The organism is Dyella caseinilytica, assembly GCF_016865235.1.
GTDB classification, from domain to species: domain Bacteria; phylum Pseudomonadota; class Gammaproteobacteria; order Xanthomonadales; family Rhodanobacteraceae; genus Dyella_B; species Dyella_B caseinilytica.
This window is the reverse complement of sequence record NZ_CP064030.1, coordinates 1,728,820-1,752,977: the sequence shown is the minus strand read 5'-3', so window position 1 is coordinate 1,752,977 and position 24,158 is coordinate 1,728,820. Positions and strand designations below refer to the sequence as shown.

Below are 24,158 nucleotides of genomic sequence, written 5' to 3'. Positions count from 1 at the left end.
CATCCGGCATGTCGGCCCATGAGACGGGCCGGTTGAAGCGTCCATCTTGCGGAACGCGATTACCCGTGATTATTATCTACCATAATCACTCATTACACTCATTGACCATTTCTTAGAACAAGCTTAAATTGCTCAACAAATAATCAAAATAAATGCCCTTTATTACAGAAACCATTCAAATCTTAGATTAAGCTTAGCGTATTTTCTTTCGCAGCAAAGAAAATGCCTATTTAATGTATTTGTTATGTAATTGTCATGTAGCGTCTCTACGGTGTCGGGCTTTCTACAACCCCGTAAGCACCGGAAAAAAACAATGACGCCATCGACACTTGCGCTGCACCGCCGTTCGTCGGTTTACCTCGCTCTTTGCCTTGCATTGGCTATTGCCAGCCCGGTTTCGGCTCAGGATGCCGCCAATAATTCGAATGCTGCCACCAGCGGTCCCAGCGCAACCGACAATACGGATAACAGCGCCTCGTCGAATAAGGCCAAGACCCTTGCCGGACTGCAGGTAAACGCTAATTCAGCGGTAAGCGCCATTGCGCCGACGCAGGGCTCCACCATCGCGACGGAGCCGCAGTCGATCATCGGCAGCACCTACATCCAGGAAAACATTGCGCCCACTGGCGACTACACGGACGCCATGGCCATCTCCCCGAGCGTATACACCATCGCGCCCAACGGCTCGGGCTTGATGGAAACGTCCGTGGCTTCCATCCGCGGCTTCCAGGACGGCCAGTACAACGTCACTTTCGACGGTATTCCGTGGGGCGACTCGAACGACTTTACGCATCACTCCACCTCGTACTTCACCAATCAAGAAACCAGCAGCGTGACGGTCGATCGCGGCCCAGGCACAGCCAGCACGCTGGGCGATGCCACCTTCGGCGGCACCGTGTCGGTGGAATCGCTCGTTCCGACCAATGATTTCAATATCCATCCGTACATCAGCCTCGGCAGCTGGGAGACCGCTATCGAAGGCGCCACCATCGACACCGGCAAGCTCAACAACAGCGGCACGAATGCCGTGGTCAACGTGCAGAACAGCACCTCCGACGGCTACCTCACCTACGCCGGCCAGCGTCGTCAGAATGTCTTCGCGAAGGTGGTACAGCCGCTGGGCAATAACACCACGCTGACCTTCGGCGGCATGTGGAACAAGATCAACCAGTATGTGCCGCTGGGTGCCACCAAGGCGCAGATCGCCGAATACGGCCCGAACTATGCGCTGAACAACAACCCGGACAGCCAGTCCTACTACCGCTACAACAATGACCAGATCAGCACTTACATGGGCTATGTCGGTCTGCACTCCGAGTTTGATGGCTGGACGATCGACAACAAGGCCTACACCTACGCCTACAACCATTTCGGCTTCAACGGCCTGGACCCGAACGGTGAAACGCCGAACGGCACGTTCTGCAATAAGAAAGGCGACGATTGCCAGGACCCGGACGACGTACCCGGCCAGCACATGCGCAACTGGTATCGCTCATGGGGCGACATCTTCCGCCTGAGCAAGGAACTGGGCCCAGGCGAAATCCGCACTGGCCTATGGTTCGACCACCAGGACAACCTGCGCTGGGAATATGACTTCGACGACACGGTGGATCTGCCGGCCATCAACACGACGGGCGCGCCGACCAAGGGCAGTGACAGTCCGGTCGACCGCTACATGACCGACTCGCTGCGCACCATCCAGCCGTTCGTGGAATACCAGTGGAACATCACCGACCAGGCCTACCTGGTGGGCGGCGTGAAGTATGAGGACTTCCTGCGCGACCTCGATGCCGAATACAACCAGAAGACCGGTCTACCACAGGACTATTCGAAGGAATGGAACGCCACGCTGCCTTCGGCCGCCTTCCACTACGCGTTCACCTCCGACTGGACCGCGTATGCACAGTGGGCGAAGGGCTTCCTGGCGCCCAACCTCAATCTGTTTTACACCACCGATCCGTCGCTTTCCGATAGCGCACTCCAGCCGGAAAAGACCACGAACTGGCAGCTCGGCACCACCTGGACCAACGATCGTCTGACGCTCTCGGGCGATGTCTACAAGATCGACTTCAACAACTTCATCCAGAGCCAGAAGGTCGGCAACATCACCTACTTCTACAACGGTGGTGGCGTACATTACAAAGGTGTCGAGCTCGAAGGCACCTACATGCTTGGCGGCGGCTTCAGTGTCTATGCCAACGGCTCGCTCAACCGCGCGATCCAGACCGAAAGCAACACCTGGAACCCGAACACACCGGACAAGACCGCCGCGCTGGGTATGATCTACAGCAACGGCTCGGTGTATGCCTCGTTGATCGACAAGTTCGTCGGCAAGACCTATTACACCGCCAATACGAACGACGACACGCCGATCGGCGGTTATGCGATAACCAACTTCACCGCCAGCTATAAGTTCGATCCGCACATCAGCGACGTGAAGGACTTCAAGATCGGCTTCCAGATCAACAATCTGTTCAACAATACTCACATCAACGCGCTGGAAGGCACCACTGTCGCCGACAGCACGCCGCTGTTCTGGACCATTCCCGCCCGCAACTTCAACTTCACCGTTTCGGCGGATTTGTTCTGATGAAACGTTATGCACTACTGTTGACGCTGCTTCTGATCGGCCAGCCCTCACTGGCCGACGACGATGGCGGTACCACCTGTATCGACAAAGTCGAACTGTCGAACCTGCTGCCGCCTCCGCCGGCAGCAGGTTCGACTGCGGCCCAGCACGATCTGCAAGTCGTGCTGGCCACGCAGCAAAGCCGTACGCAGGCAGACATGGATGCCGCCAAGGCGGACACCGAACGCTCGGTGTTCCGCTTTGCCGATGCTTTGGGATCCGGGCTTCAACCGAAAGCGTTGCCGAAAACGTCCGCGTTCTTTAGTCGCGTGCTCAATTTCGACAAAGATGCCGTCAAAGACGTCAAGGATTACTGGAAGCGCCAGCGACCTGCAGCCGTATCCAGCGAGGTACATCCGCTGGCGAAAGAAAAGGACAACGACTGGAGCTATCCGAGCGGCCACGCCACCTTCGGTTACAGCACGGCGGTTCTGCTTGCGAACATGCTACCGGAGAAGCGTGCAGCGATTTTTGCCCGGGCCGACGTCTACGCCCAGCACCGCATCGTGATGGGCGCACACTTTCCCAGTGATGTGGAAGCGGGACATCTGGCCGGTACGGTGATTGCGACCCAGATCATGCAAGATCCGACTTGGCGGCAGGATTACGAAGCGGCGCGGTTGGAACTACGTCATGCACTGGGGCTGCCGGCTAATCCGCCGCGAGCGGTGGGACTGGATCATGACGATGATGATCACTGATCTTTGCGTTGTCTTTGTTTAGCTACGCATCAATCGATTTACGTTGAGTCTAATCTTGCCACGCCGTCATTCCGGCGAAGGCCGGAATCCATGCTTCGCACTCGCCATGGATTCCGGTCTTCGCCGGAATGACGGTAGGGCAAGATTCAGATTTTCTAGCCGATTCACAGGCTGCTTTAACCAACAGCTCAGTTCTTGATCGGCTGCGTCGTCAGTTCCGGCAAATCGCCAATCACATCCGCACCCTTGGGTGGCGTGAAATTAAAATCCTGCGGTGGGATCGTCGGATTGCGCTGCCAGTTCGAGAAGCGGATGTCGGAAACCGCGCCAAGCTGATCCTTGAACTGCATCCGTGCCAAACCGTTGGCGTCGAAGCCCAGATCAACGTAACTAAATTGCGCATCCGAACCGGTGGACGTCAGGCGTAGCCAGTTCAAGCCGTCGTGAGCGCCCTGCTCCGAAACGGTGAAATCCTTGTCCAGCTGCTTGAGGTCGGTGAGCACCGTCAGCGGACTATGCGCCTCTTCGGCATCCTGCTTACGCACCTGAACCTGCTCCAGATCCGGGTCGTACAGCCACACGCGGCTACCGTCGGCAACGATGGTCTGCTTGTTCGGCGTGAGCGTATCCCAGCGAAACTGGCGCGGCGCTTCCAGCACCAGGGTGCCGCTGCTGGTCTGCACCTTGCCGGTGGGATCCGTGAGCGTCTGGGTGAAATTGCCCGAGAGCGCGTGCAGGCCCTGCGCAAAAGCATCCAGCCGGGCGCGCGCCGGGCCGGTGGCGGCTTGGGCCGATAGGGTTAGGGATAACGCAAACAAGCCTGCGAGTGCGGCGAAGCGGAAGCGTTTCATGAATTCCTGTTCCTGATGGTGCGCATGCACCAAGTGTGCTGCGAAGAGGCTTAATGGCGGGTGTGATGAACACTTTCCTTAGTGAATCCCTCACGCCAGCCCCTTTCCCGCAGGGAAAGGGGCTTTGTATCAGTGCTTCGGCGGTGGAGGCGCCAGCACCTCGCGGTTGCCGTTGTGCTGGGGCGCACTGACCACACCGTCCTGTTCCATCTGCTCGATCAGGCGCGCGGCGCGGTTGTAGCCGATGCGCAGGTGCCGTTGCACGCCGGAGATCGACGCACGTCGGGTTTCGGTGACGATGCGCACGGCCTTGTCGTACAGCTGCGCTTCGACATCGCCACCTTCTTCGCCATCCTGCGGCAGGCCGGAGTCGTTGATGAATTTGCCGTCGCTGGTCGCCTGCACTTCTTCCAGCACACCTTCGATGTACTGCGGTGCACCCTGCGCCTTGAGCCAGGCGACCACGTTATGCACTTCATGGTCATCCACGAAAGCACCGTGCACGCGCTCAGGCGTGGCCGTGCCCGGCGGCAAGTACAGCATGTCGCCGTGGCCCAGCAGGGTTTCCGCGCCGGACTGGTCGAGAATCGTGCGCGAGTCGATCTTGCTGGATACCTGGAAGGCGATGCGCGTGGGGATGTTGGCCTTGATCAGGCCGGTGATCACGTCCACCGACGGACGCTGCGTGGCGAGCACCAGATGCACGCCTGCCGCACGCGCCTTCTGGGCGAGGCGGGCGATCAGCTCTTCCACCTTCTTGCCGACGATCATCATCATGTCGGCGAATTCGTCGATGATCACGACGATGTAAGGCAGCGGTTCCAGCGGCTCGGCGGCCAGATTGGGCATTTCCGGATTCGGCCGGAACAGCGGATCCAGCAGCGGCTGACCGGCGTTCTCGGCGTCCTTCACCTTCTTGTTGAAGCCGGCCAGGTTGCGCACGCCCACCGCAGCCATCAGCTTGTAGCGGCGCTCCATTTCGGCCACGCACCAGCGCAAGGCGTTGGCGGCTTCCTTCATGTCGGTGACGACCGGAGCGAGCAGGTGCGGAATGCCTTCGTAGACCGAAAGCTCCAGCATCTTCGGGTCGATCATGATCATGCGCACGTCTTTGGCGCTGGCCTTGTACAGCAGGCTAAGCACCATCGCGTTCACGGCCACCGATTTACCCGAACCGGTGGTACCTGCCACCAGCAAGTGCGGCATCTTCGCCAGATCGGCCACGGCCGGGCGACCAGCAATGTCCTTGCCCAACGCCAGAGCCAACGGCGATTTCTGTTGATCGTATTTGTCGGAGCGCAGGATTTCCGACAGGTACACGATCTGCTTCTTGGCGTTGGGGATTTCCAGGCCGATCACGTTCTTGCCCGGGATCACGTCGACCACGCGCACGCTGACCACAGAAAGGCCACGTGCAATGTCCTTGTCCAGACTCGACACCTGGCTGCCGCGCACACCGGCAGCAGGTTCCAGCTCGAAGCGGGTGATCACGGGACCGGGATAGACGCCGACTACTTTGGCATCGATCTTGAAGTCTTTCAGCTTCAGCTCGACCTGGCGTGACAGCACTTCCAGTGTTTCTTCCGAATAGCCCGGCCCCTGCTCCGGCGCTTCATCCAGCAGCGAAAGCGGTGGCAGTTCGCCCGGCTGCGCGGCGCCGACGAACAGTGGAATCTGCGTTTCCACCTTGGCGCGCTCACTCTTCACCACCGGCGCAGCCGGGGCTTCGATGCGCACCGGCTCGCGCTTGGCTTGCTTGATCGCCTCGACTTTCTTGACCACTTCGCGCTCAGCGCGCGCCTGGTGCGCGGCGATCACTTCCGGCGCTTCACGTAGTTTGCCGCCAAACCAGGAGAACAGCCTCACGACGCCCTGCCCGGTCAGGTCCATCACCTTGAACCACGAGAGGCCGGTCGCCAGCGTCACCGCGATCAGGAACAGGGCTAGCAGCAGCAACGGCGCGCCCTTGTCGCCGAAGGCGCGCAGCAGACCGTGGCCCACCGCATGGCCGATCACCCCGCCCGCACCTTCCGGCCCCATGGTGCTGTCCGGAAAATTGATCCAGAACAACCCCGGCAAGGTGATAAAGAAGAACACCGAACCAATCAGCCGCAGCGAGGGTTCCCACGGCTGCACGCTACGCGCGCCGTGGTTGCGCAGCACCTGCACCCCCAGGAACAGCAGCAGCAAGGGGAAGAAATACGCCACCCCACCGAACAGATAGCGCAGCAAATCGGCGATATAGGCCCCAACCGTGCCACCCAGGTTGTTCACGTGCGAGCCGGTGTCGGCGTGCGACCAGCTGGGATCGGTGCCGTCGTAACTGAGCAGGCACACCAGCAGATAGAGCGCCAGCGGCAACAGCAGCAATGCGCCGGCCTCGCGCAGGCGGCGCTTGAGCTCTTCGCTCATGCCCGGCTTGTCTTTCTCTTTTTTTGCGTTCGCGCTACGCGCCACCGGGGTCTTTTTCCTTGCAGTTTCAGTATTTGGCATAGGATTGCGCGACGCAGTGTAACAAGGGCCGGGTGGTTGGGGGCGAGTCACGAAAGCGCAAGCCGCAACGGCCACGCGATCGACAGAAAGGGATATTTTGCGGACGCCCCAAAACCTGGCCGAAGCGAGACGGAGCGCTTTTGCGGTTCGTGCCGGTCAGCCCGGATGTTGGCGGTTCGTAGATGAACAGCACCCTCAGCCAGCTGATACCTTGAATAGCCCCCGCGACTTCCCCATCCTTGCGGACTTCCGGGACACGGGTGCAACCCGCACCGCCGATCCAGCGAAATCACCGAACAAGTCGCCCGCAAAACGTTAAGGATTATAGCAATGACCACCCCTAAACATAGCCGCCTGCTGATCCTCGGCTCCGGTCCTGCCGGTTACACCGCTGCCGTCTACGCTGCGCGCGCCAATCTCAAGCCGACCATGGTCACCGGCTTGCAGCAGGGTGGTCAATTGATGACCACGACTGACGTGGACAACTGGCCTGGCGATGTAAAGGGCGTGCAGGGTCCGGAGCTGATGCAGCGCATGGCCGAACATGCCGAGCGCTTCGAAACCGAGATGGTGTTCGATCACATTCACACCGCCGACCTCAAGCAGCGTCCATTCCGGCTCAAGGGCGATTCGGGCGAATACACCTGTGACGCGCTGATCATCGCCACAGGCGCCACCGCCAAGTACCTGGGCATCCCCAGCGAAGAGCACTACAAGGGCAAGGGCGTTTCGGCCTGCGCCACTTGCGACGGCTTCTTCTTCCGCGAGCAGGACGTGGTGGTGGTCGGCGGCGGCAACACCGCTGTGGAAGAAGCCCTTTACCTATCCAACATCTGCCGCAAGGTGTACCTGGTGCATCGCCGCGACAAGTTGCGGGCCGAAAAAATCATGCAGGACAAGCTGTTCGAGAAAGCCGCTGCCGGCAAGATCGAGCTGGTGTGGAACCACTCCATTGCTGAAGTGCTTGGTGACAACACCGGCGTCACCGGCGTGCGCGTGAAAGACGTCAACAGCGACGCCACCCGCGATATCGAGGCAACCGGTTTCTTCGTGGCCATCGGCCATACGCCGAACACCGGTATCTTCGAAGGCCATCTGGAAATGCATGACGGCTACATCAAGATCCGCAGCGGCCTGGAAGGCATGGCGACGATGACCTCAATTCCCGGCGTATTCGCCGCGGGCGATGTGGCCGATCATGTTTATCGCCAGGCCGTGACATCCGCGGGCTTTGGTTGCATGGCTGCCCTGGATGCGGAGCGTTGGCTGGATCAGGGCAAGCCGGTTGGTTGATCGTCGATCATCTTGCGATGAATCGTAACCCGTCGTCCCGGCGAAGGCCGGGACGACGGATGTGAATTTTTTGCGGATTTCAGGTGATAAGCAGAAACTGATCAACAACGCCGAAATCACCGCTCATTCCTGATACCGCGATAGTCGAGTCAATGGCAGCATCATTCTCGTGATCGAAGCACGCTTCCACGACCACATCGACGACATTCCTGCTGCAGCGTGGGATGCTCTGCGCCTGGATGACAATCCGTTTCTCTCGCACAGCTTCCTGGCCGGTCTCGAACGCACCGGCTGCATCCGCCCTGACTGGGGCTGGCAAGCTCATCATCTTGGCCTTTATCGCAACGGCGCGTTGATAGCGGCAGCACCGCTATATCTGAAAGGCAACTCGCACGGCGAATTCGTGTTCGATTGGAGCTGGGCCAGTGCCTGGGAGCGTGCCGGTCACGATTACTACCCGAAGCTGCTCAATGCCGTGCCCTACTCGCCCGTCGTCGGACCGCGTCTGCTCGCCGGCCGCGATCCAGTCCAAGCGCCAGCACTGCGAGAGCTATTGGTGCAGGCCATGCAAGAGCAGGCCGAGCGCCTGCAGCTTTCTTCCGTCCATGCCAATTTTCTGAATGATGACGACCTTGCCGGATTCAATGACGACTGGTTAGCACGCAACGATGTGCAATTCCATTGGCACAATCGCAGCTACGCCGATTTTGATGCGTTTTTGGCTGCGCTGAACCACAAGAAGCGGAAAAATATCCGGCACGAACGCCAGCGCGTCGCCAATCACCCTTTGCAAATCAGCATGCACGGCGGCGCTGAGCTGGATATGCGAAGCTGGCGCCGTGTACATGCGCTATACGCATCGACGTTCGATGCCAAAGGCAATCACGCCGCGTTGACCGAGCCTTTTTTCCAATACCTGCGCAAGGAACTAGGCAATACCGTGCAGCTGGCACTCGCCAAACAAGATGATGACATTGTCGCCGTAGCGATATTCCTGCGCAGCGAAACAACCTTGTATGGCCGTTACTGGGGAGCCTGTGTCGACCTGCCCGATCTCCATTTCGAACTGTGTTACTACCAGGGCATCGATTACGCGATTTCGCAGCGTCTTGAACGCTTCGAGCCCGGCGCACAGGGTGAACACAAGCTGGCTCGCGGCTTTCTGCCGGTGTGCACGCACTCCCGTCATTACCTGTTACACGAAGGTTTTCGCCAGGCCGTTGGTCGCGCGCTTGCCCAAGAACGCGAAGGCATAGACGCTTACGCGGAAGAGCTTCTCGACCATAGCCCCTACGCCAAGCAATGATCCGCCTACCCTTGCTCGATGAAGACGTTCCAGATCGCTTTCCCGATCCGCGCACCGCGCTCGTCGAGCCGAACGGCCTGCTCGCCTTTGGTGGTGACCTATCGCCCGAACGCCTGAAAACAGCGTATCGACACGGCATCTTCCCCTGGTTCAACGAAGGCGAACCGATTCTGTGGTGGTCGCCCGACCCGCGTTGTGTTTTTCATACGGAGCCATTACGCGCCAACCGCAGCCTGCGCCGGGCCCTGATGGGCAAGGCTTGGGAGATCACGATGGATCGAGCCTTCCGGCAGGTGATCGAAGCCTGCGCCTCGCCGCGAGCAGGGCAAGCAGGCACATGGATCAGTCCGATCATGATCGAGGCTTACAGTGCGCTGCATGATCAAGGCCATGCGCACAGCGTAGAAGTATGGGAAGCCGGCCGTCTGGTGGGTGGTATTTACGGTGTGTCGATCGGTAAGCTGTTTTGCGGCGAATCGATGTTCAGCGCGTGCAGCGGCGGTTCGAAACTGGCGTTATGTGCGCTTGCTTCGCAATTGCGATGCTGGGGATTCCCACTGATCGATGCGCAGGTCAGCAATCCGCATTTGCTGGGTCTTGGGGCCACCGAAATGCCACGCAGCACATTTCTTCGTCAGATCCACGTTTTGGTATCGACACCGTTCGATCCGCAGCGCTGGCATAACCTGCCCACAATTTCGCTGACGCACGTGCTGGAAGGTGGCAATTTTACGCACTCGGCGTAAGTGCAAGCGCTTTCAGTTCTGGGTAGTTGTCGAGAAACAGTTGCACGAGCCGGGGATCCAGCTGAGTACCCGCCGCATCACGCAAGTACTTCAACACCTCGTCCTCAGGCCAAGCCGGCTTGTAGACACGCGAAAAACTCAAGGCGTCCCACACATCGACGACACTGAAAATACGGGCCGCCAGCGGAATGTCTTCATTCGCCAAGCCCTGCGGATACCCGGTGCCATCCCAACGTTCGTGATGACTATGAGGAATGACACTCGCACCATGCAGAAAATCGATCCGCTGCAGCATGTCATAGCCGATGTTCGGATGCGTACGCATCAGCCGTGTTTCGTCTTCATCGAGCTTACCCGGCTTGATCAGGATGCTGTCGGGTAAGGCCAGCTTGCCGATGTCATGCAGCAGCGCGCCGAATCGAATATCACGCAAGGCGGCGCCTTCCACACCAGCGAGGCGTGCGAGCCCTGTGGCCATGCGCACAACACGTTCGGAATGATCACTGGTCTCCTTGTGGCGAGCATCCATGGCTTCGACCAGCACGCGCAAAGCTTGCTCGTGGTTATCCAGCAACCGCTGGTTGGCTTCGTTAAGGCGGTGCACGGTGCGACCCACCAGCCAGTACAGCAGCAATCCGGTGCTGAGAACGAAAAACCAGCCCTTGAGGATCTGATAAAAAACGATCTTGTGCGGATCATGCACGAGATTTCCGAGCAGGTGTCCGGAAAACCAGATCCACGCCCCGGCGACCAGCATGTAGGTGCCGGCGGTGCGCAACTGCGGGCTTAAGGTCACTACCTTGCCCTCCCCCTGGGCGTCTGGTGAAGCCGCATTCTGCCATCGGCGACACAGTGTCCGATGTGCTGCTATGCGCAAATCATCCAGTGCGCCGTGTGAATGACCGGCAATACCAGTGTTTACATAGCCTGACGCCGCCATGCCGTTTGCAGCATGCGCCGTTGCAAGCGATCACTCAACGATTTTGCGCTTGCCAAGCCCATGCGTTCCAGTGCTGCCGCTTCGCCTGAATCGGGTTGACCTGGACGCAACAAGGCCCTGAGCAAGGACCAGCGCCCTTTCCAACTCGCGCTTGATGATTTGACCCAATCCAGTGCCGGCAACAAACGCCGCTCGATCTCGGTGAAATCGCTGCCGAACGGGAACGGCGGAAGCATGCCTTTATGGACGTGTTTGGCCAGCGCCTCTCGCAACACGTCAGGGTGATGACGGCGCCACGCTTTGGGGATCTTGAAGTCCGCCGCCAGCTTGCCGTGCGACTTGGCCTCGGCCGCCAGCGCATCGATGAAGCGTGCGTCGCTGATCGCCAGCATCGCTTCGATGCATTCGCTGTCGCTTTTGCCGCGCAGGTCGGCCACACCATACTCGGTGACCACCATGTCGCGCAGGTGACGTGGGATGGTGGTGTGCCCGTAGTTCCAGCGCACATTGGTTTCAACACCATGTTTGCCTTGGCGCGTGGCGCGCATCAGCAGGATCGAACGTCCGTCAGGTAGTTCGTGAGCCATGGCTACGAAGTTGTATTGGCCGCCCACGCCGCTGACGACGTGCCCGTCCTCAAGCCCGTCGGATACCGCCGAGCCAAGCAGTGTCGTCATCATGCAGGTGTTGAAGAAACGCGCCCCACGCCGCTGCAGCATGGCCAGCGGCTGATGGTCGCCATAGAGCTGGTTGACGTTGGAGATGCGGGTCATGTCCACCGCATCCGGATCGCTGCCTGCCGTCACCTCCAGCCAATCATAAAGTTCGCGCGAGCCGAGGAAGAACCCGCCACGCAGGTAGTGGCCGCCGGGAACATCCTCCGGCAGACGTCCCGCTGCGGCGGCGCGTTCGAGTGCAAGGTTGTCCCAACTGCGCCGCTTCAGAACGCCGCCCTTGGCCAGATGCATGAAGCCATCCATCACCATTTCGCTGGCGCCGTACAAACCGGTCTTGAAGCCGGCAAGTCCGCCGATGCGACCGGCAAGTGCATGTGTGGCACCACCTGGATCCAGTGCCAGCAGGGCTTGCCGCCAGGCGATGTTGTCCTTGTGACGCAGCAACAACGTCTTTACCAGGGCGTCGGACAACGCGCCGATGCCGATCTGCAGGCAGCCGCCATCCTTGACCAAGGCGCTGGCATGCAAGCCCAGCGCGTATTCCACAATATCCACGGGTAACCGGGGCAACGCGAACAGCGGCGGCGAGGTTGGCGGCGCCAGTTCCAAATCGAAAAAGTCATGCGGTACTTCCGCATGTCCGCCCATGTACGGTAACGCAGGGTGCACCACAGCGACGCACAAGGGACGCGCCTTGCCTGCTGCCTGGACACGATCGAGGAAATCCAGCGTAAGGTCGGGATTGCAGGCGAGGCTGTAACGCACACCACCCGGCGTTTCATGGCGCGCGACCAGTTGCACGAGCAGGTTGATGTCCTGGATCACCAAGTCGCGCGCGACGTGTGTGTAGTTCTGGCTGATGTAATTGCGCTGTGCGCTGGGCGAATTGAGCAACACACCGGACTGCATATAGAACTCGTGCACGGCCACATTGGGCGGCAGCTTGCCGTGCTCCTGATCCAGCGCATACTGCGGATCGACGTAATCGGCGCCGAAATGGCGTTCCAGGAACGGCCCGAGAAAGCGTTCTTCCAGGCCCGGCTTGGGTTGCGGCCGGGTCAACGACAAAGCCGTATAGAGCGTCATCGAACGCCAGGTGTCGGCCTGCATCAAGGCGTACAGCGCATTGAGCAAATCATGCGGCTTGCCAAGGCCCAGGGGGGCGGCAATCCGCAGATCGGCACCCAGCCGCTCGACGATCAGCTGCGCACAGGCGTCGGTGTCCGTAAAACGCTGCTCTGGCAACATGGGATGATCATGCCAGAAGCTTGTGAACTTGCGCAGACTGTCCCGGCACGCTGGCTACGACTGCAAGTGACGCGATAAAGGCCGTCGATATACTCGCGGCATGGTCACGACATCATCACCGCCTACGCCAAACCGGCTGCTGGCCGAGCAGGCCTTGAGCCGCACGGCGGGCGCCCCCCTTCTTGGCGGCAATCACGTCGAACTGCTGATCGATGCCGAAGCCCACTATGCCGCCTGGCTCGCGGCGATCCGTGGTGCACGTGAGCGCGTATTGCTGGAGAACTACATCATTCGCGACGACGAGGTCGGCCAGGCGTTCTGCGCCGCCTTGGTCGAACGGGCGCGCGAAGGCGTGTTCGTCGCCGTGATCGTCGACTGGATGGGGTGCCTTGGGCAATCCGGCAAATCGTTCTGGAAACCGTTGCGTGATGCCGGTGGTCAGGTCCGGGTTTTCAACCCGCCGCAATTCGGGCATTCGCTGGGCTGGATGAGCCGGGACCATCGCAAACAGCTTGTTGTCGATGGCGTGCTTGGCTTTCTTTCCGGCGTATGCATCAGCGCCAAGTGGCTGGGCGATGCCTCGCGCAAGATGCAACCCTGGCGCGATACCGGCGTGGCACTGCGCGGGCCGGCCGTAGCCGAACTGGAAGCGGCCTTTGCCGACAGTTGGCATGCTGCAGGCGAACCGCTGCCGGTCTTTGCATCCATTCCGCGTGAAGAAGCCGGCGATGTCGCCCTGCGAGTGATCGCCACACAACCGGCAACCGCTGGCATGTATCGGCTCGATCAGCTCATCGCCTCGATGGCACGCCGCAGCCTGTGGCTGACCGATGCCTATTTCGTCGGCGTTGCGCCCTATGTACAAGCCCTTTCAGCGGCGGCGCGAGATGGCGTCGATGTGCGTTTGCTGGTGCCGGGCACCAGCGATATTCCCATCGTCGCCAGCATGTCCCGCTCCGGCTATCGCCCGTTGCTGAAGGCCGGTATCCGCGTGTTTGAATGGAACGGTTCCATGCTGCACGCCAAAACAGCCGTTGCCGATGGACAGTGGGCGCGCGTGGGTTCGTCCAATCTCAACCTCGCCAGTTGGTTGAACAATCGCGAAATCGACGTAGCCATTGAAGACGCCGGCTTTGCCGCGCAGCTTGCCGTCCAATACGAAAAGGATCTGCAGAACGCGACCGAAATTGTGCTTTCGCCGCGTCGCTACCGGCACGGTGAAAGCGTGCGCAGCAGCGAAGTGCACCCACCACATCGACGCCACGTAGGTGGCAGTTCCAGCCGGGCGGCCGCAGGCGCTTTGCGCATTGCCAATACGATGGGTGCCGCGCTGACCGAGCGGCGCATGCTGGCCGACACCGAAACCGGCACCCTGGCGAGTACGTCGCTGCTGTTGGCCCTGCTTGCGCTGGTCGCTGTGCTATGGCCCGCCGTTATCGGCTGGCCGGTGGCGACGCTGGCGGCATGGTTTGCCATCAATACAGGCATCCGCGCCTGGCAACTGCGACAGCGCCGTCTGCGACGCATCCGCAGTGTCGATGAAAGCGAGTGATTGCCCTGCATGCGCCCAGGAAAAAAGAACATAAACAATATAAATCAAATACTTGTATATCATGCGTAACAAAGAGCCTGCGCATCGCGCGCCAATGGGATGTTCTCCAAGCCATTCGTGCTAGTCTCCCGCCTCCATGCACGCGCCCGACGATTTCAGCGACGGTGCCAAAGGCCAGCCGCCGCGGCACATCCTCACGCCCAGCACGCTCAATCGGCTGGTGCGCGGCTTGCTGGAAGATGCCCTGCCACTGGTGTGGATCGAGGGTGAGCTTTCCAACGTGGCGCGGCCCGCCTCAGGGCATCTGTATTTCACGCTAAAGGACAGCGCGGCACAGGTCCGCTGCGCCATGTTCAAGCCCAAAAGCGGCTCGCTGCGCTTCAAACCCAGCGATGGCATGCAGGTGCTGGTCCGCGCACGCGTGGGGCTGTACGAACCGCGTGGCGAATTCCAGCTCGTCGCCGAGCATATGGAACCGGCGGGTGAAGGCGCTCTACAGCGCGAATTCGAACGACTGAAGGCGCAGCTCGATGCCGAGGGCCTGTTCGCCCAGGACCGCAAGCGCCCCCTGCCCCGATTCGCACGCCGGATTGGCGTGATCACTTCCGCTACCGGCGCCGCCATCCGTGACGTGCTAAGCGTGCTCTCCCGCCGCTGGCCGCTGGTCGACGTAGACGTATTGCCGGTACCAGTGCAAGGTCGCGAAGCGCCACCGGCTATCGTGTCGATGCTGCGCAAAGCCTCGACTTGTGGCCGTTACGACGTATTGCTGCTTACACGCGGAGGCGGCTCGCTGGAGGATTTGTGGGCGTTCAACGATGAACAAGTCGCCCGCGCCATCCATGCGAGCAAGGTGCCGGTGGTCAGCGCCGTGGGGCATGAGATCGATTTCAGCATTGCTGATTTCGTGGCCGACCTGCGCGCGCCCACCCCTTCCGCCGCGGCGGAATTGCTGGTGCCCGATGCCCGGGCACAGCTGCGACATCTTGATCAGTTGCGCCAACGCATCGTCGCCATCCAGGAGCGGCGACTGCAGGCACGCATCCAGCGCCTTGACCACTTGCTCACCCGCTTGCAGGCACAACGCCCGCAAGCGCGGCTGGCGCGTGACCAGGAGCGCTTGTGGCAACTGCATCGCCGGTTACTTGCTGCGCGCACGGTAGAGATAACCCAGCTTGGCGTCAGGCTTGATCGCGCCCATGCGCGTCTGCTTACGCAACATCCGCGGCAACAGCTCGCATTGTTGCGGCAGCGTATCGAGCAACACGCCTTGCATTTACGCCGCTTGATCCAACACAAGTTGGAGCGTGAACAGCTTACATTGCAGCAAACGGCACGTGCGCTGCATGCCGTCAGCCCGCTGGCGACGCTGGAGCGCGGTTACGCGATCCTGTTCGACGCTGAAGGTAAAGTGCTGCGTTCAGCACAAAACATCGCTGTCGATACACCCTTGCGCGCGCGTCTTGCCGATGGCGAATTGCCGTTGCAAGTAACCAAGGAATAAATATCTACTGGGAACGCCTGGCCCCAGCAAGTGCATCCATTCTTCACACGAATGAAACGCTTTCCCGCACGAATCGAATATTGATGTACATATAGCACCTGCTTTTCTTCACTACGGAGACGATGCATGAAGGCTGCTACTTTATTCGTGAAAGCATTGGAAGCCGAAGGAGTGCGCAGCATCTTCGGTGTTCCCGGCGAAGAGAACCTGGATCTGGTCGAAGCCCTGCGCGAGTCCTCGATCAAGCTGATCGTCACCCGGCATGAGCAAGCGGCCGGCTTCATGGCTGCCACCTGGGGCCGCTTGACCGGCGAAGCGGGCGTGGCGCTATCCACTCTTGGACCTGGCGCGACGAACCTGGTGACTGCCGCAGCTTACGCCCAGCTCGGCGCCATGCCGATGTTGATGATCACCGGCCAGAAACCGATCCGCACGCACAAGCAAGGCTTGTTCCAGCTGGTGGACGTGGTCGACATGATGCAGCCGTTGACCAAGTACACGCGACAGATCGTGTCGGGGGCAACGATCCCCGCGCGTATCCGCGAAGCGTTTCGCCGCGCCGAGGAGGAACGCCCCGGCGCGGTACATCTGGAGTTACCGGAAGATATCGCACGCGATGAGATCGAGGATGCGATCCTGCTGCCGACGGAATACGCCCGTCGCCCCTCTCCCGACGACGCTGCGTTGGTGCAAGCCGCCGAAGCGATCAGCAATGCGAAGCATCCCATCCTGATGATCGGTGCCGCAGCCAATCGTCAACGTACCGCGGTGGCGTTGCGAGCGTTTGTTGACAAGCTGGGCATTCCCTTCTTCACCACGCAGATGGGCAAGGGCGTAGTCGACGAAGATCACCCCTTGTGGCTTGGCAATGCCGCGCTCTCCGACGGCGATTTCGTCCACCGCGCGATTGATGCCGCCGACGTGATCATCAATGCCGGTCACGATGTGGTGGAAAAGCCACCGTTCTTCATGTTGCGCGGGCGTCGTACCGTCATCCACATCAACTTCTCTTCGGCCGAAGTCGACACGGTGTATTTCCCGCAAATCGAAGTGGTTGGTGACATCGCCCATACCATCGAGCGATTGACGGATGCGCTGGTGGTTCAGCCGGATTGGGACTTCAGTTACTTCGACAAGGTGCGCACTGCCTTCCATAAACAGCTGGCGCAATATACCGACGAACCGCGCTTCCCGATGCACCCGGTGCGGATAGTGAGCGATACGCGCAAATACATGCCCGACGACGGCATCCTGTGCCTGGACAACGGCATGTACAAACTCTGGTACGCACGTTACTACAAAGCACGCCAACCTCACACCGTACTGCTCGACAACGCCCTGGCGACCATGGGCGCGGGTCTGCCTTCAGCGATGGCGGCAAAGATGGTGCACCCGGACCGCAAGGTGTTGGCGATCTGTGGCGACGGCGGTTTCATGATGAACGCGCAGGAACTGGAAACGGCGGTGCGCCTGAAGATGGATCTGGTGATCCTGCTGCTGCGTGACGACGCCTACGGCATGATCCGCTGGAAGCAGGCTGACATGGGTTTTGCCGATTTCGGTATGCAACTCAACAATCCCGATTTCGTGCGCTTTGCTGAAGCACACGGCGCACACGGTCATCGTCCGGAAAAAGCCGACGAGTTCCTGCCGATCTTGAAGCGCGCCTTCGACGAAGGCGGCGTGCACCTTATCGATCTAGCTATCGACTATTCCGACAACCACCGCGTGCTGGACGAAGAAATCCGCCGTCTCAGTGCCGCTGTTTAAGGGAAACGACCATGCTCAAGAAAACCTACCCCTACTATCTCGCTAACCAGCCGCAGACATCCAAGTCCATGATGGACGTCTATGACAAATACAGCGGCAAGGTCGCCACCCGCGTGGCGGTGCCGGATGATAGCGTTACCGAAAAAGCCATCAAGGCCGCCGTGAAAGCAGCCGGCCCCATGAAGGATTTTCGTCCCTGGGCCAGGCAGGCGGTGCTGCAGCATTGTGCGAAGCGTTTTGAGGAACGGCACGATGAGCTGGCCATGGCGCTGTGCATCGAAGCTGGCAAACCGATCAAGGATTCGGCTGGCGAAGTGACCCGCCTGATCGAAACTTTCCGCATCGCCGCGGAAGAAGCTGTACGCATCAATGGCGAAACGCTGAATCTGGAGTTGGCTTCGCGTCTGGACGGTTATCACGGCTACACCAAGCGCGTGCCGTTGGGGCCGGTATCGTTTATCACACCCTTCAACTTTCCGTTGAACCTCGTGGCGCACAAGGTAGCACCAGCCATTGCAGCGGGCTGTCCTTTCGTGCTGAAACCTTCGGAAAAAACCCCTATCGGCGCATTGATCATTGGCGAGATCCTCGCTGAAACCGATTTGCCCAAAGGTGCTTTCTCGGTACTTACGCTGGACGGTAAACACGCAACACCGCTGGTGGAAGATCCTCGCCTGAAGCTGCTTTCCTTCACCGGTGGCCAGATTGGCTGGGATCTGAAAGCACGCGCCGGACACAAGAAGGTGACGCTGGAACTGGGTGGCAACGCCGCCTGCATCATCGATGGCGATCAGCAGCCGCATCTGGACAGGGTGATCGAACGTCTGATCTTCGGTGCGTTCTACCAGTCCGGGCAAAGCTGCATCAGCGTGCAGCGTATCTACGCGCATGCCTCCCTCTATGACGAACTCAAAAAGCGCCTCGTCGCCGCCGTGAAGAAACTCAAGGCGGGCGATCCGAAAAAGAAAGACGTGTTCCTTGGCCCCATGATCGACGAGGCCGCTGCCGAACGCCTGGAAGGTTGGATCAACGAAGCACGCAAAGCCGGTGGCAAGATCCTCTGTGGTGGCAAGCGCAAGGGCAACATGCTTGAAGCCACACTGATGGAAAACGTGCCGAACGACGCCAAGGTCAACACCATGGAAGTGTTCGGCCCGTTTGCTCTACTCGTGCCGTTCAAGCGAATGGATGATGCCATCGCGATGGTCAACGATTCCGATTACGGCCTGCAGGCCGGCATCTTCACCGACAGCCTTGCGCACGCGATGCGCGCCTGGAACGAATTGGAGCAAGGCGGCGTCGTGGTCAACGACGTACCGAGTTTTCGCGTGGACAACATGCCGTATGGCGGCGTGAAGCTTTCAGGGATTGGCCGCGAGGGTGTGCGCTATGCGATCGAGGATATGAGCGAGATCCGATTGATGGTGATGCGGGAGTTTTGATGTTGGGCATCATCACATCTACGTGACACCTCACTCACCGTTGTCCCGGCGCAGGCCGGGACCTAGTGTCTTTGGCAGCATCGAAGTCGCTGGGTCCCGGCCTACGCCGGGACGACGGGTAAAGTTCACTCAACCAAAGAGCACCACGTTGACTTGATGATCAACATGCGCCAATCAAACACGCACTGCCCTTAACCGATTCACATCCCGCAACGGCGGCGCACCATGGTGCCGGCTGTATTCGCGGCTGAACTGCGATGGACTTTCATAACCAACCCGATGCGCTGCGGTGGCAACATCACAGCCTTCCGTCAGCAACAAGCGGCGCGCTTCATGCAGACGCAGCACCTTCTGGTACTGCAGCGGGCTCATCGCCGTGATCTCGCGAAAATGATGATGCAGCGATGACGCGCTCATATTCACCATGTTGGCCAGATCGCTGATACGCAGTGGCTTGTTGTAGTGCTGTTTCAGCCACTGGATGGCACGCGCAACCTGCTGTCCCTGCCCGCCCGCCATGGCGATCTGCGCAAGACGCGCACCCTGCTCGCCGGTCAGCAAGCGATAGATCAGCTCGCGCTCGATCAGTGGCGCCAGCAGTGGCAGGTCGACCGGCGTTTCGAGCAGTCGGATCAAGCGCAGCAGCGGGTCGAGTATCTCGACGCTGACCGGACTCAATGCCAATCCGCGCGCGGTGACCGTCGAGCGCTTCGGCGGTTTCACCTCGGACAGCCATTCGCCGATCCGCACCGGATCCAGCCGCAGCGTCAGGCAAAGGCAGGGCTGCTGGCGCGAGGCGCGCATCACCTGGGCCGAAACCGGTACGTCGATCGAGCTGATCAGGTAATGCCCGTTTTCCTGCTCGAAACGTTCCTCTCCCAGCAGGATGTGCTTGTTACCCTGCAACAGCAGGCCCAGGCAGGGTTCGTACATGGCACAACTGCGGTCGCCGGGCTCATCCGCGCGGAAGAACGACAAGGCTGGCCAGGCAGTTGGCCACACCCCTTCTGACTGGGCGTATCGTTCAACCAGGATTGTCAATTCCTCGCGGTCCCGTTCCAGGCGCGAGAATGACTTTTCTGGCTTTAATTGGCTATTCATGGACGAAAACTGAGATTTCACGGGAACCCAGAGATTGCCTGTTACTGCAGATCTTGGCGAGTCCTCTAAAACGACTTTACAGGATCAGGCAAGCATTTCGTAGGATCCGACTACCCAGATCGGGAGACGCTTCGCATACTAGTTGCCTAGCTTCCGATTCACCGCTTGCCTCTCGCTCCTTAGGAGAAACACATGGCTCTGAGCATCCGCGGTTATGCCGCGCAATCCGCCACGACCCCGCTGGCCCCGCATAGCTTCGAGCGCCGCGATCCGCGCCCGGACGACGTGGTTATCGATATCCTCTACTGCGGCGTCTGCCACTCCGACATCCATCAGGCCCGCAACGAATGGGGTGGCAGCATGTACCCGTTGGTGCCTGGTCACGAAATCATCGGCCGCGTCGCTTCGGTCGGTGGCAAAGTCACCGCGTTCAAGCCTGGCGATATGGTCGGCGTGGGCTGCATGGTCGATTCCTGCCAGCATTGCGACGCCTGTGCGCAAGGTCTTGAGCAGTACTGCAAGGAAGGCGCAACCTTCACCTACAACAGTAAAGACCGCCAAGACGGATTGACGACTTATGGCGGCTATTCCGAGCGCATCGTGGTATCCGACAAGTTCGTGTTGCGCATCCCCGATGGCGTGGATCCGAAGTCCGCCGCACCACTGCTGTGCGCTGGCATCACCACCTGGTCGCCGCTGCGCCACTGGAAGATCGGCAAAGGTCAGAAGGTAGCCGTCATCGGCTTGGGCGGCCTCGGCCATATGGGCCTGAAGTTTGCTAAGGCGATGGGCGCGGATGTCACGCTGTTCACCCGCTCGCCCGGCAAGGAACAAGAAGCACGCAGGCTCGGCGCCGATCATGTGGTGCTATCCACCGACCCCAAGCAAATGCAGGCCGTAGCCGGCAGCTTCGACTTCATCCTCGATACCGTGCCGCACCAGCACGATCTCAACCCGTACCTCGCCACGCTTAAGCTGGATGGCGTGCATGTACTGGTGGGCCTGGTCGAACCGATCGAACCGCCGACGCACGCCGGCCAGCTGATCTTCGGTCGCCGCTCGGTCGCAGGCTCGTTGATCGGCGGCATTGCTGAAACGCAGGAAATGCTGGATTTCTGCGCCCAGCACGGCATCAGCTCGGATGTTGAAATGATCAACATCCAGGACATCAACGAAGCTTACGCACGCATGCTCAAGAGCGACGTGCGCTATCGCTTCGTGATTGATCTGGCTTCACTGGCCAAAGCCGCCTGAAAACAGCGCGAGGGCCGCATCGTACAACTGCGGCCCTCGCCTGATCAGGTCTGACGACTTACGGTCGTCAACGCCTCGGTGTCACCAGGCGCTCGGATCCCCAACCATGCCGAGATTGAGCTGTATAGCGATCGCGACCGGCATCGCCAAGTCATATGACGGCGAGTTGTCGTTGTTGTGCACCTCGGACCGATAGTCATCCACGTAAACAATGTTGATTTGCGGGTCCTTCGTAGAGTCGTAGCTTTGCTCATTCGCCCACCGACTCCCTTTGGAAAAGAAGCTGGCCAAGGCAGGATTGGCGTAATCGTCCGCGTAGGTGATGGGGTCTCCCCCGATTGACTGCGGCGTCAGCGTCCAGGACAGCAAATGCATCGTGCTATCCACACCCAAGGGCGCATTGTCGGTCCAATGTGGGTCATAGCCGCTTGGTACGATCCAATTCGAATTGGGCGCGTAATTGTAGTTACTGCGATGGGTCAACTTATCGTACTGGTCTGGCAGCATGCCCTTAAAAGTCCCCCAGTCCTCCACATAGATTTTGTTGGCGTACTGGTCGAACAGAAAGATGTTGTTGACCGGGCAGATGTACTTGGGTGCAACCACGAAGAAACCTGGCGGAAAAGCATCCTTGGTCAGGAGCCTTTTGGTGATGTAGCTTTCCTGTGGCGTATCCAAAGCGCCGTCATATAGCACCACCAGACGCGAAGCGATGTTCTCGTCGCTATCTGTCAAAAGCGCTTGGTATGGCGTGTCGAACAGATTGATCTCGCTCTGCGTAAAGGGCACCAGAAACCCTTTGAATTCCTCGGCGATCTTCGTGATCAACTGCTGGTGAGCCTGATCACTGAAATCCGAGAAGTGAGAGATATTCAGGATCACCAGTTCACGCTCTTCCTCATCCAGCTCTTCAAAGAAGTCCCGGATCTGACGCAAGATCCCCTGGTCACCCGTGAGCATGCCACCGTAATAAAGTGAACCGTGATAGGTCGTGAACTGTTGGTCGCCCAGGTATTTCGGTCTGATATCGAAATACCGGACGCCTCCCTTCAACTGCGAATTCACATCCTGCTTTTGCGTTTTGGAAAGCGAGTTCGAGATGGGCTTATCGACATAGCATCCGGAATCGTGTGTCCCTGGCAGCGCGATTCGATGCAAAGGACGCTTTGGAAAAGGGCCTCTGACGTCATCACCATTGGCTTGTTCGCTATTGAAAAGTTGAGTCATCCAAGGCATGGACTGCCTCCCGTTTGGCTTGAGTGAGGTGAGCAATGTCACCTTCACCTGAACGCGTCGGACAGCATGTTGTGAACGATATGACGTGATTGCATTGTGCCTGCGCCACAGCTAACCAACCTGCCGACATGCGCACAGAAAAGCCGCGCGCCATTGTCAGCGCGGCGGCTCTCAATCCATAGCGCACCCTTAATTGGGCGCCACTCCCGTCAACAGCTTTTCATCACCATGTGTTCGGAAGGCCGACCGATCCCACATTCATCCGCGCCGCAATTGCGACCGGCATAGCCAGCCCATTCCATGGTGAAAACGGGTTGTTGTGTTGATGGGATTCATAGTGATCCACATAGACAATGTTGACCTGTGGATCTTTTACAGCGTTGTAGCTCGCCCCATTGGCCCATCGATTTACGTCGGAAAAGAAATCAGCCAAATACGGATTGGCTCTATGGTCCGCATACCAGATTGGTTCTCCGCCGCTGAACTGCGGCGTGAGCGTCCAGGACAGCAAGTGCATCGTGCCGGCCACTCCCAAGGGGGCATTGTTAGTCCAATTGGCGGTGTACGGGGGCGGCACAACCCAATTCGCGTTGGGTGCGTAATTGTAATTAACGCGATTGGTCAACTTGGCCAGCTGGTCCGGCTTCATGCCGGTATAAAAGAAGCTGTTATCGAGATTGGATCTATTGGAGTACTGATCAAACAGAAAGATATTGTTGGTCGGGCTGATGTACTTGGGCGCAACGGTGAAGAAACCCGGAGGAAGGTTCGCATTCTGAGCCGCTTGGGTGACGAAAGCATCGATAGGGGTATCCATCGCGCCGTCGTACAGCACAGCTACGCGCGAACGCATGGCCGCATTCGCGTCTCTGAGAACACTATGATACGGCGCATCAAACAGATTGATCGCACTTTGCCTGTGCTGAACCAGGATGTTCCCAAGCGCTCCAGTGATCGCATTAATCAGTGCCTGGTGAGCTGCGGCGTTGAAGTTCGAAAAATGGGAAATATTGAGAATCACTAGTTCGCGATCCTGCGCCAGCAGTCCGGCGAAGTACGCCTGAATCTGCTGCAGGATTCCCCCTGCCCCGGTCAGCATGCCACCTTCGTAGAGGCCGCCGTGATAAGTGACGAATTGTCCACCTCCCAGGTTTTTCGGCCTGATGTCAAAATACCGGATGCCTCCCTGCAACTGAGCACCGATATCCTGCATCTGTGTCTTGGAAAGATAGTTCGACCAGGTCTGATCTCGATAGCACCCGGAATCATGCGTTCCCGGCAGAGTGATTCGGTGCAAGGGGCGTGTCTGAAAGAGGCCTCTGGCTGGATCGTTGGTATTGAAAAGCTGGGTCATCCAAGGCATGGACTGCCCTCCCGTTCGGCATGAGTGAAGTGAGCGATGTCTCCTTCACCTG

17 protein-coding genes are annotated in these 24,158 nt (G+C 59.2%); 10 read left to right on the top strand and 7 right to left on the bottom strand.

From position 1 onward, the window contains the following. Nucleotides 1–313 precede the first annotated feature (313 nt). Complete coding sequence (locus ISN74_RS07590) at nucleotides 314–2,590, top strand: TonB-dependent receptor (RefSeq protein WP_188798752.1); 2,277 nt, start codon at nucleotides 314–316, stop codon at nucleotides 2,588–2,590. Next, nucleotides 2,590–3,330 carry an acid phosphatase gene (locus ISN74_RS07585; RefSeq protein ID WP_188798751.1) on the top strand — a complete coding sequence of 247 codons (741 nt, stop codon included), beginning with the start codon at nucleotides 2,590–2,592 and terminating at the stop codon, nucleotides 3,328–3,330. Before ISN74_RS07590 ends, ISN74_RS07585 begins: the two co-directional genes overlap by 1 nt. A 188-nt stretch (nucleotides 3,331–3,518) precedes the next feature. Here ISN74_RS07585 and lolA read toward each other — a convergent pair whose 3' ends face one another. Beyond that, nucleotides 3,519–4,181, bottom strand: coding sequence for an outer membrane lipoprotein periplasmic chaperone LolA (gene lolA / locus ISN74_RS07580; protein ID WP_188798750.1), 663 nt, complete (start codon nucleotides 4,179–4,181; stop codon nucleotides 3,519–3,521). Nucleotides 4,182–4,310: 129 nt separating this feature from the next. After that, nucleotides 4,311–6,593, bottom strand: a complete 2,283-nt coding sequence (locus ISN74_RS07575; protein WP_188798749.1) for a DNA translocase FtsK — start codon at nucleotides 6,591–6,593, stop codon at nucleotides 4,311–4,313. A 411-nt stretch (nucleotides 6,594–7,004) separates the two neighbouring features. Between ISN74_RS07575 and trxB the strand changes: the two genes are divergently transcribed. From trxB to aat, 3 genes are all read left to right on the top strand, one after another. Next, nucleotides 7,005–7,967, top strand: coding sequence for a thioredoxin-disulfide reductase (gene trxB / locus ISN74_RS07570; protein WP_188798748.1), 963 nt, complete (start codon nucleotides 7,005–7,007; stop codon nucleotides 7,965–7,967). Between the two features lie 169 nt (nucleotides 7,968–8,136). Beyond that, nucleotides 8,137–9,273, top strand: a complete 1,137-nt coding sequence (locus tag ISN74_RS07565) for a GNAT family N-acetyltransferase (RefSeq protein ID WP_188798747.1) — start codon at nucleotides 8,137–8,139, stop codon at nucleotides 9,271–9,273. Continuing rightward, complete coding sequence (aat, locus tag ISN74_RS07560; protein ID WP_188798746.1) at nucleotides 9,270–10,019, top strand: leucyl/phenylalanyl-tRNA--protein transferase; 750 nt, start codon at nucleotides 9,270–9,272, stop codon at nucleotides 10,017–10,019. The genes ISN74_RS07565 and aat overlap by 4 nt, the downstream gene beginning before the upstream one ends. Here aat and ISN74_RS07555 read toward each other — a convergent pair. Together ISN74_RS07555 and ISN74_RS07550 are read right to left on the bottom strand one after the other, a co-directional pair. Further along, nucleotides 10,003–10,815 (bottom strand): HD-GYP domain-containing protein, encoded by an 813-nt coding sequence (locus ISN74_RS07555; RefSeq protein WP_229679068.1) that lies wholly within the window; start codon nucleotides 10,813–10,815, stop codon nucleotides 10,003–10,005. The genes aat and ISN74_RS07555 overlap by 17 nt on opposite strands. Nucleotides 10,816–10,937: 122 nt before the next feature. Further along, entirely contained in the window at nucleotides 10,938–12,884 is a 1,947-nt protein-coding gene (locus ISN74_RS07550; RefSeq protein ID WP_188798744.1) for an acetyl-CoA hydrolase/transferase C-terminal domain-containing protein, read from the bottom strand. A 100-nt stretch (nucleotides 12,885–12,984) separates the two neighbouring features. On the opposite strand from ISN74_RS07550, the gene ISN74_RS07545 reads away from it, so the two are divergent. The 4 genes from ISN74_RS07545 to ISN74_RS07530 all read left to right on the top strand — a co-directional run bounded on the left by ISN74_RS07545 (nucleotide 12,985) and on the right by ISN74_RS07530 (nucleotide 19,152). Next, nucleotides 12,985–14,436 carry a phospholipase D-like domain-containing protein gene (locus ISN74_RS07545; RefSeq protein ID WP_188798743.1) on the top strand — a complete coding sequence of 484 codons (1,452 nt, stop codon included), beginning with the start codon at nucleotides 12,985–12,987 and terminating at the stop codon, nucleotides 14,434–14,436. A gap of 136 nt (nucleotides 14,437–14,572) precedes the next feature. Then, complete coding sequence (gene xseA, locus ISN74_RS07540) at nucleotides 14,573–15,940, top strand: exodeoxyribonuclease VII large subunit (protein WP_188798742.1); 1,368 nt, start codon at nucleotides 14,573–14,575, stop codon at nucleotides 15,938–15,940. A gap of 126 nt (nucleotides 15,941–16,066) precedes the next feature. After that, nucleotides 16,067–17,710 carry an acetolactate synthase large subunit gene (locus tag ISN74_RS07535; RefSeq protein WP_188798741.1) on the top strand — a complete coding sequence of 548 codons (1,644 nt, stop codon included), beginning with the start codon at nucleotides 16,067–16,069 and terminating at the stop codon, nucleotides 17,708–17,710. Between the two features lie 11 nt (nucleotides 17,711–17,721). Then, nucleotides 17,722–19,152, top strand: a complete 1,431-nt coding sequence (locus ISN74_RS07530) for an aldehyde dehydrogenase family protein (RefSeq protein WP_188798740.1) — start codon at nucleotides 17,722–17,724, stop codon at nucleotides 19,150–19,152. A gap of 174 nt (nucleotides 19,153–19,326) precedes the next feature. On the opposite strand, the gene ISN74_RS07525 is transcribed toward ISN74_RS07530, so the two are convergent. Continuing rightward, nucleotides 19,327–20,253, bottom strand: coding sequence for an AraC family transcriptional regulator (locus ISN74_RS07525; protein ID WP_188798739.1), 927 nt, complete (start codon nucleotides 20,251–20,253; stop codon nucleotides 19,327–19,329). A gap of 192 nt (nucleotides 20,254–20,445) precedes the next feature. On the opposite strand from ISN74_RS07525, the gene ISN74_RS07520 reads away from it, so the two are divergent. Further along, nucleotides 20,446–21,507, top strand: coding sequence for an NAD(P)-dependent alcohol dehydrogenase (locus tag ISN74_RS07520; protein WP_188798738.1), 1,062 nt, complete (start codon nucleotides 20,446–20,448; stop codon nucleotides 21,505–21,507). Nucleotides 21,508–21,588: 81 nt separating this feature from the next. Here ISN74_RS07520 and ISN74_RS07515 read toward each other — a convergent pair whose 3' ends face one another. After that, entirely contained in the window at nucleotides 21,589–22,743 is a 1,155-nt protein-coding gene (locus tag ISN74_RS07515) for a PI-PLC domain-containing protein (protein ID WP_188798737.1), read from the bottom strand. 223 nt (nucleotides 22,744–22,966) lie between these two features. Continuing rightward, entirely contained in the window at nucleotides 22,967–24,106 is a 1,140-nt protein-coding gene (locus ISN74_RS07510; protein WP_188798736.1) for a PI-PLC domain-containing protein, read from the bottom strand. Nucleotides 24,107–24,158: the final 52 nt, after the last annotated feature.

Coding starts and splice junctions, on each gene's coding strand:
- ISN74_RS07585 (WP_188798751.1), top strand. CDS start 2,590: ATGAAACGTTATGCACTACTGTTGACGCTGCTTCTGATCGGCCAGCCC.
- ISN74_RS07590 (WP_188798752.1), top strand. CDS start 314: ATGACGCCATCGACACTTGCGCTGCACCGCCGTTCGTCGGTTTACCTC.
- ISN74_RS07520 (WP_188798738.1), top strand. CDS start 20,446: ATGGCTCTGAGCATCCGCGGTTATGCCGCGCAATCCGCCACGACCCCG.
- ISN74_RS07525 (WP_188798739.1), bottom strand. CDS start 20,253: ATGAATAGCCAATTAAAGCCAGAAAAGTCATTCTCGCGCCTGGAACGG.
- ISN74_RS07510 (WP_188798736.1), bottom strand. CDS start 24,106: ATGCCTTGGATGACCCAGCTTTTCAATACCAACGATCCAGCCAGAGGC.
- ISN74_RS07515 (WP_188798737.1), bottom strand. CDS start 22,743: ATGCCTTGGATGACTCAACTTTTCAATAGCGAACAAGCCAATGGTGAT.
- ISN74_RS07545 (WP_188798743.1), top strand. CDS start 12,985: ATGGTCACGACATCATCACCGCCTACGCCAAACCGGCTGCTGGCCGAG.
- lolA (WP_188798750.1), bottom strand. CDS start 4,181: ATGAAACGCTTCCGCTTCGCCGCACTCGCAGGCTTGTTTGCGTTATCC.
- ISN74_RS07535 (WP_188798741.1), top strand. CDS start 16,067: ATGAAGGCTGCTACTTTATTCGTGAAAGCATTGGAAGCCGAAGGAGTG.
- ISN74_RS07530 (WP_188798740.1), top strand. CDS start 17,722: ATGCTCAAGAAAACCTACCCCTACTATCTCGCTAACCAGCCGCAGACA.
- xseA (WP_188798742.1), top strand. CDS start 14,573: ATGCACGCGCCCGACGATTTCAGCGACGGTGCCAAAGGCCAGCCGCCG.
- aat (WP_188798746.1), top strand. CDS start 9,270: ATGATCCGCCTACCCTTGCTCGATGAAGACGTTCCAGATCGCTTTCCC.
- ISN74_RS07550 (WP_188798744.1), bottom strand. CDS start 12,884: ATGTTGCCAGAGCAGCGTTTTACGGACACCGACGCCTGTGCGCAGCTG.
- ISN74_RS07575 (WP_188798749.1), bottom strand. CDS start 6,593: ATGAGCGAAGAGCTCAAGCGCCGCCTGCGCGAGGCCGGCGCATTGCTG.
- trxB (WP_188798748.1), top strand. CDS start 7,005: ATGACCACCCCTAAACATAGCCGCCTGCTGATCCTCGGCTCCGGTCCT.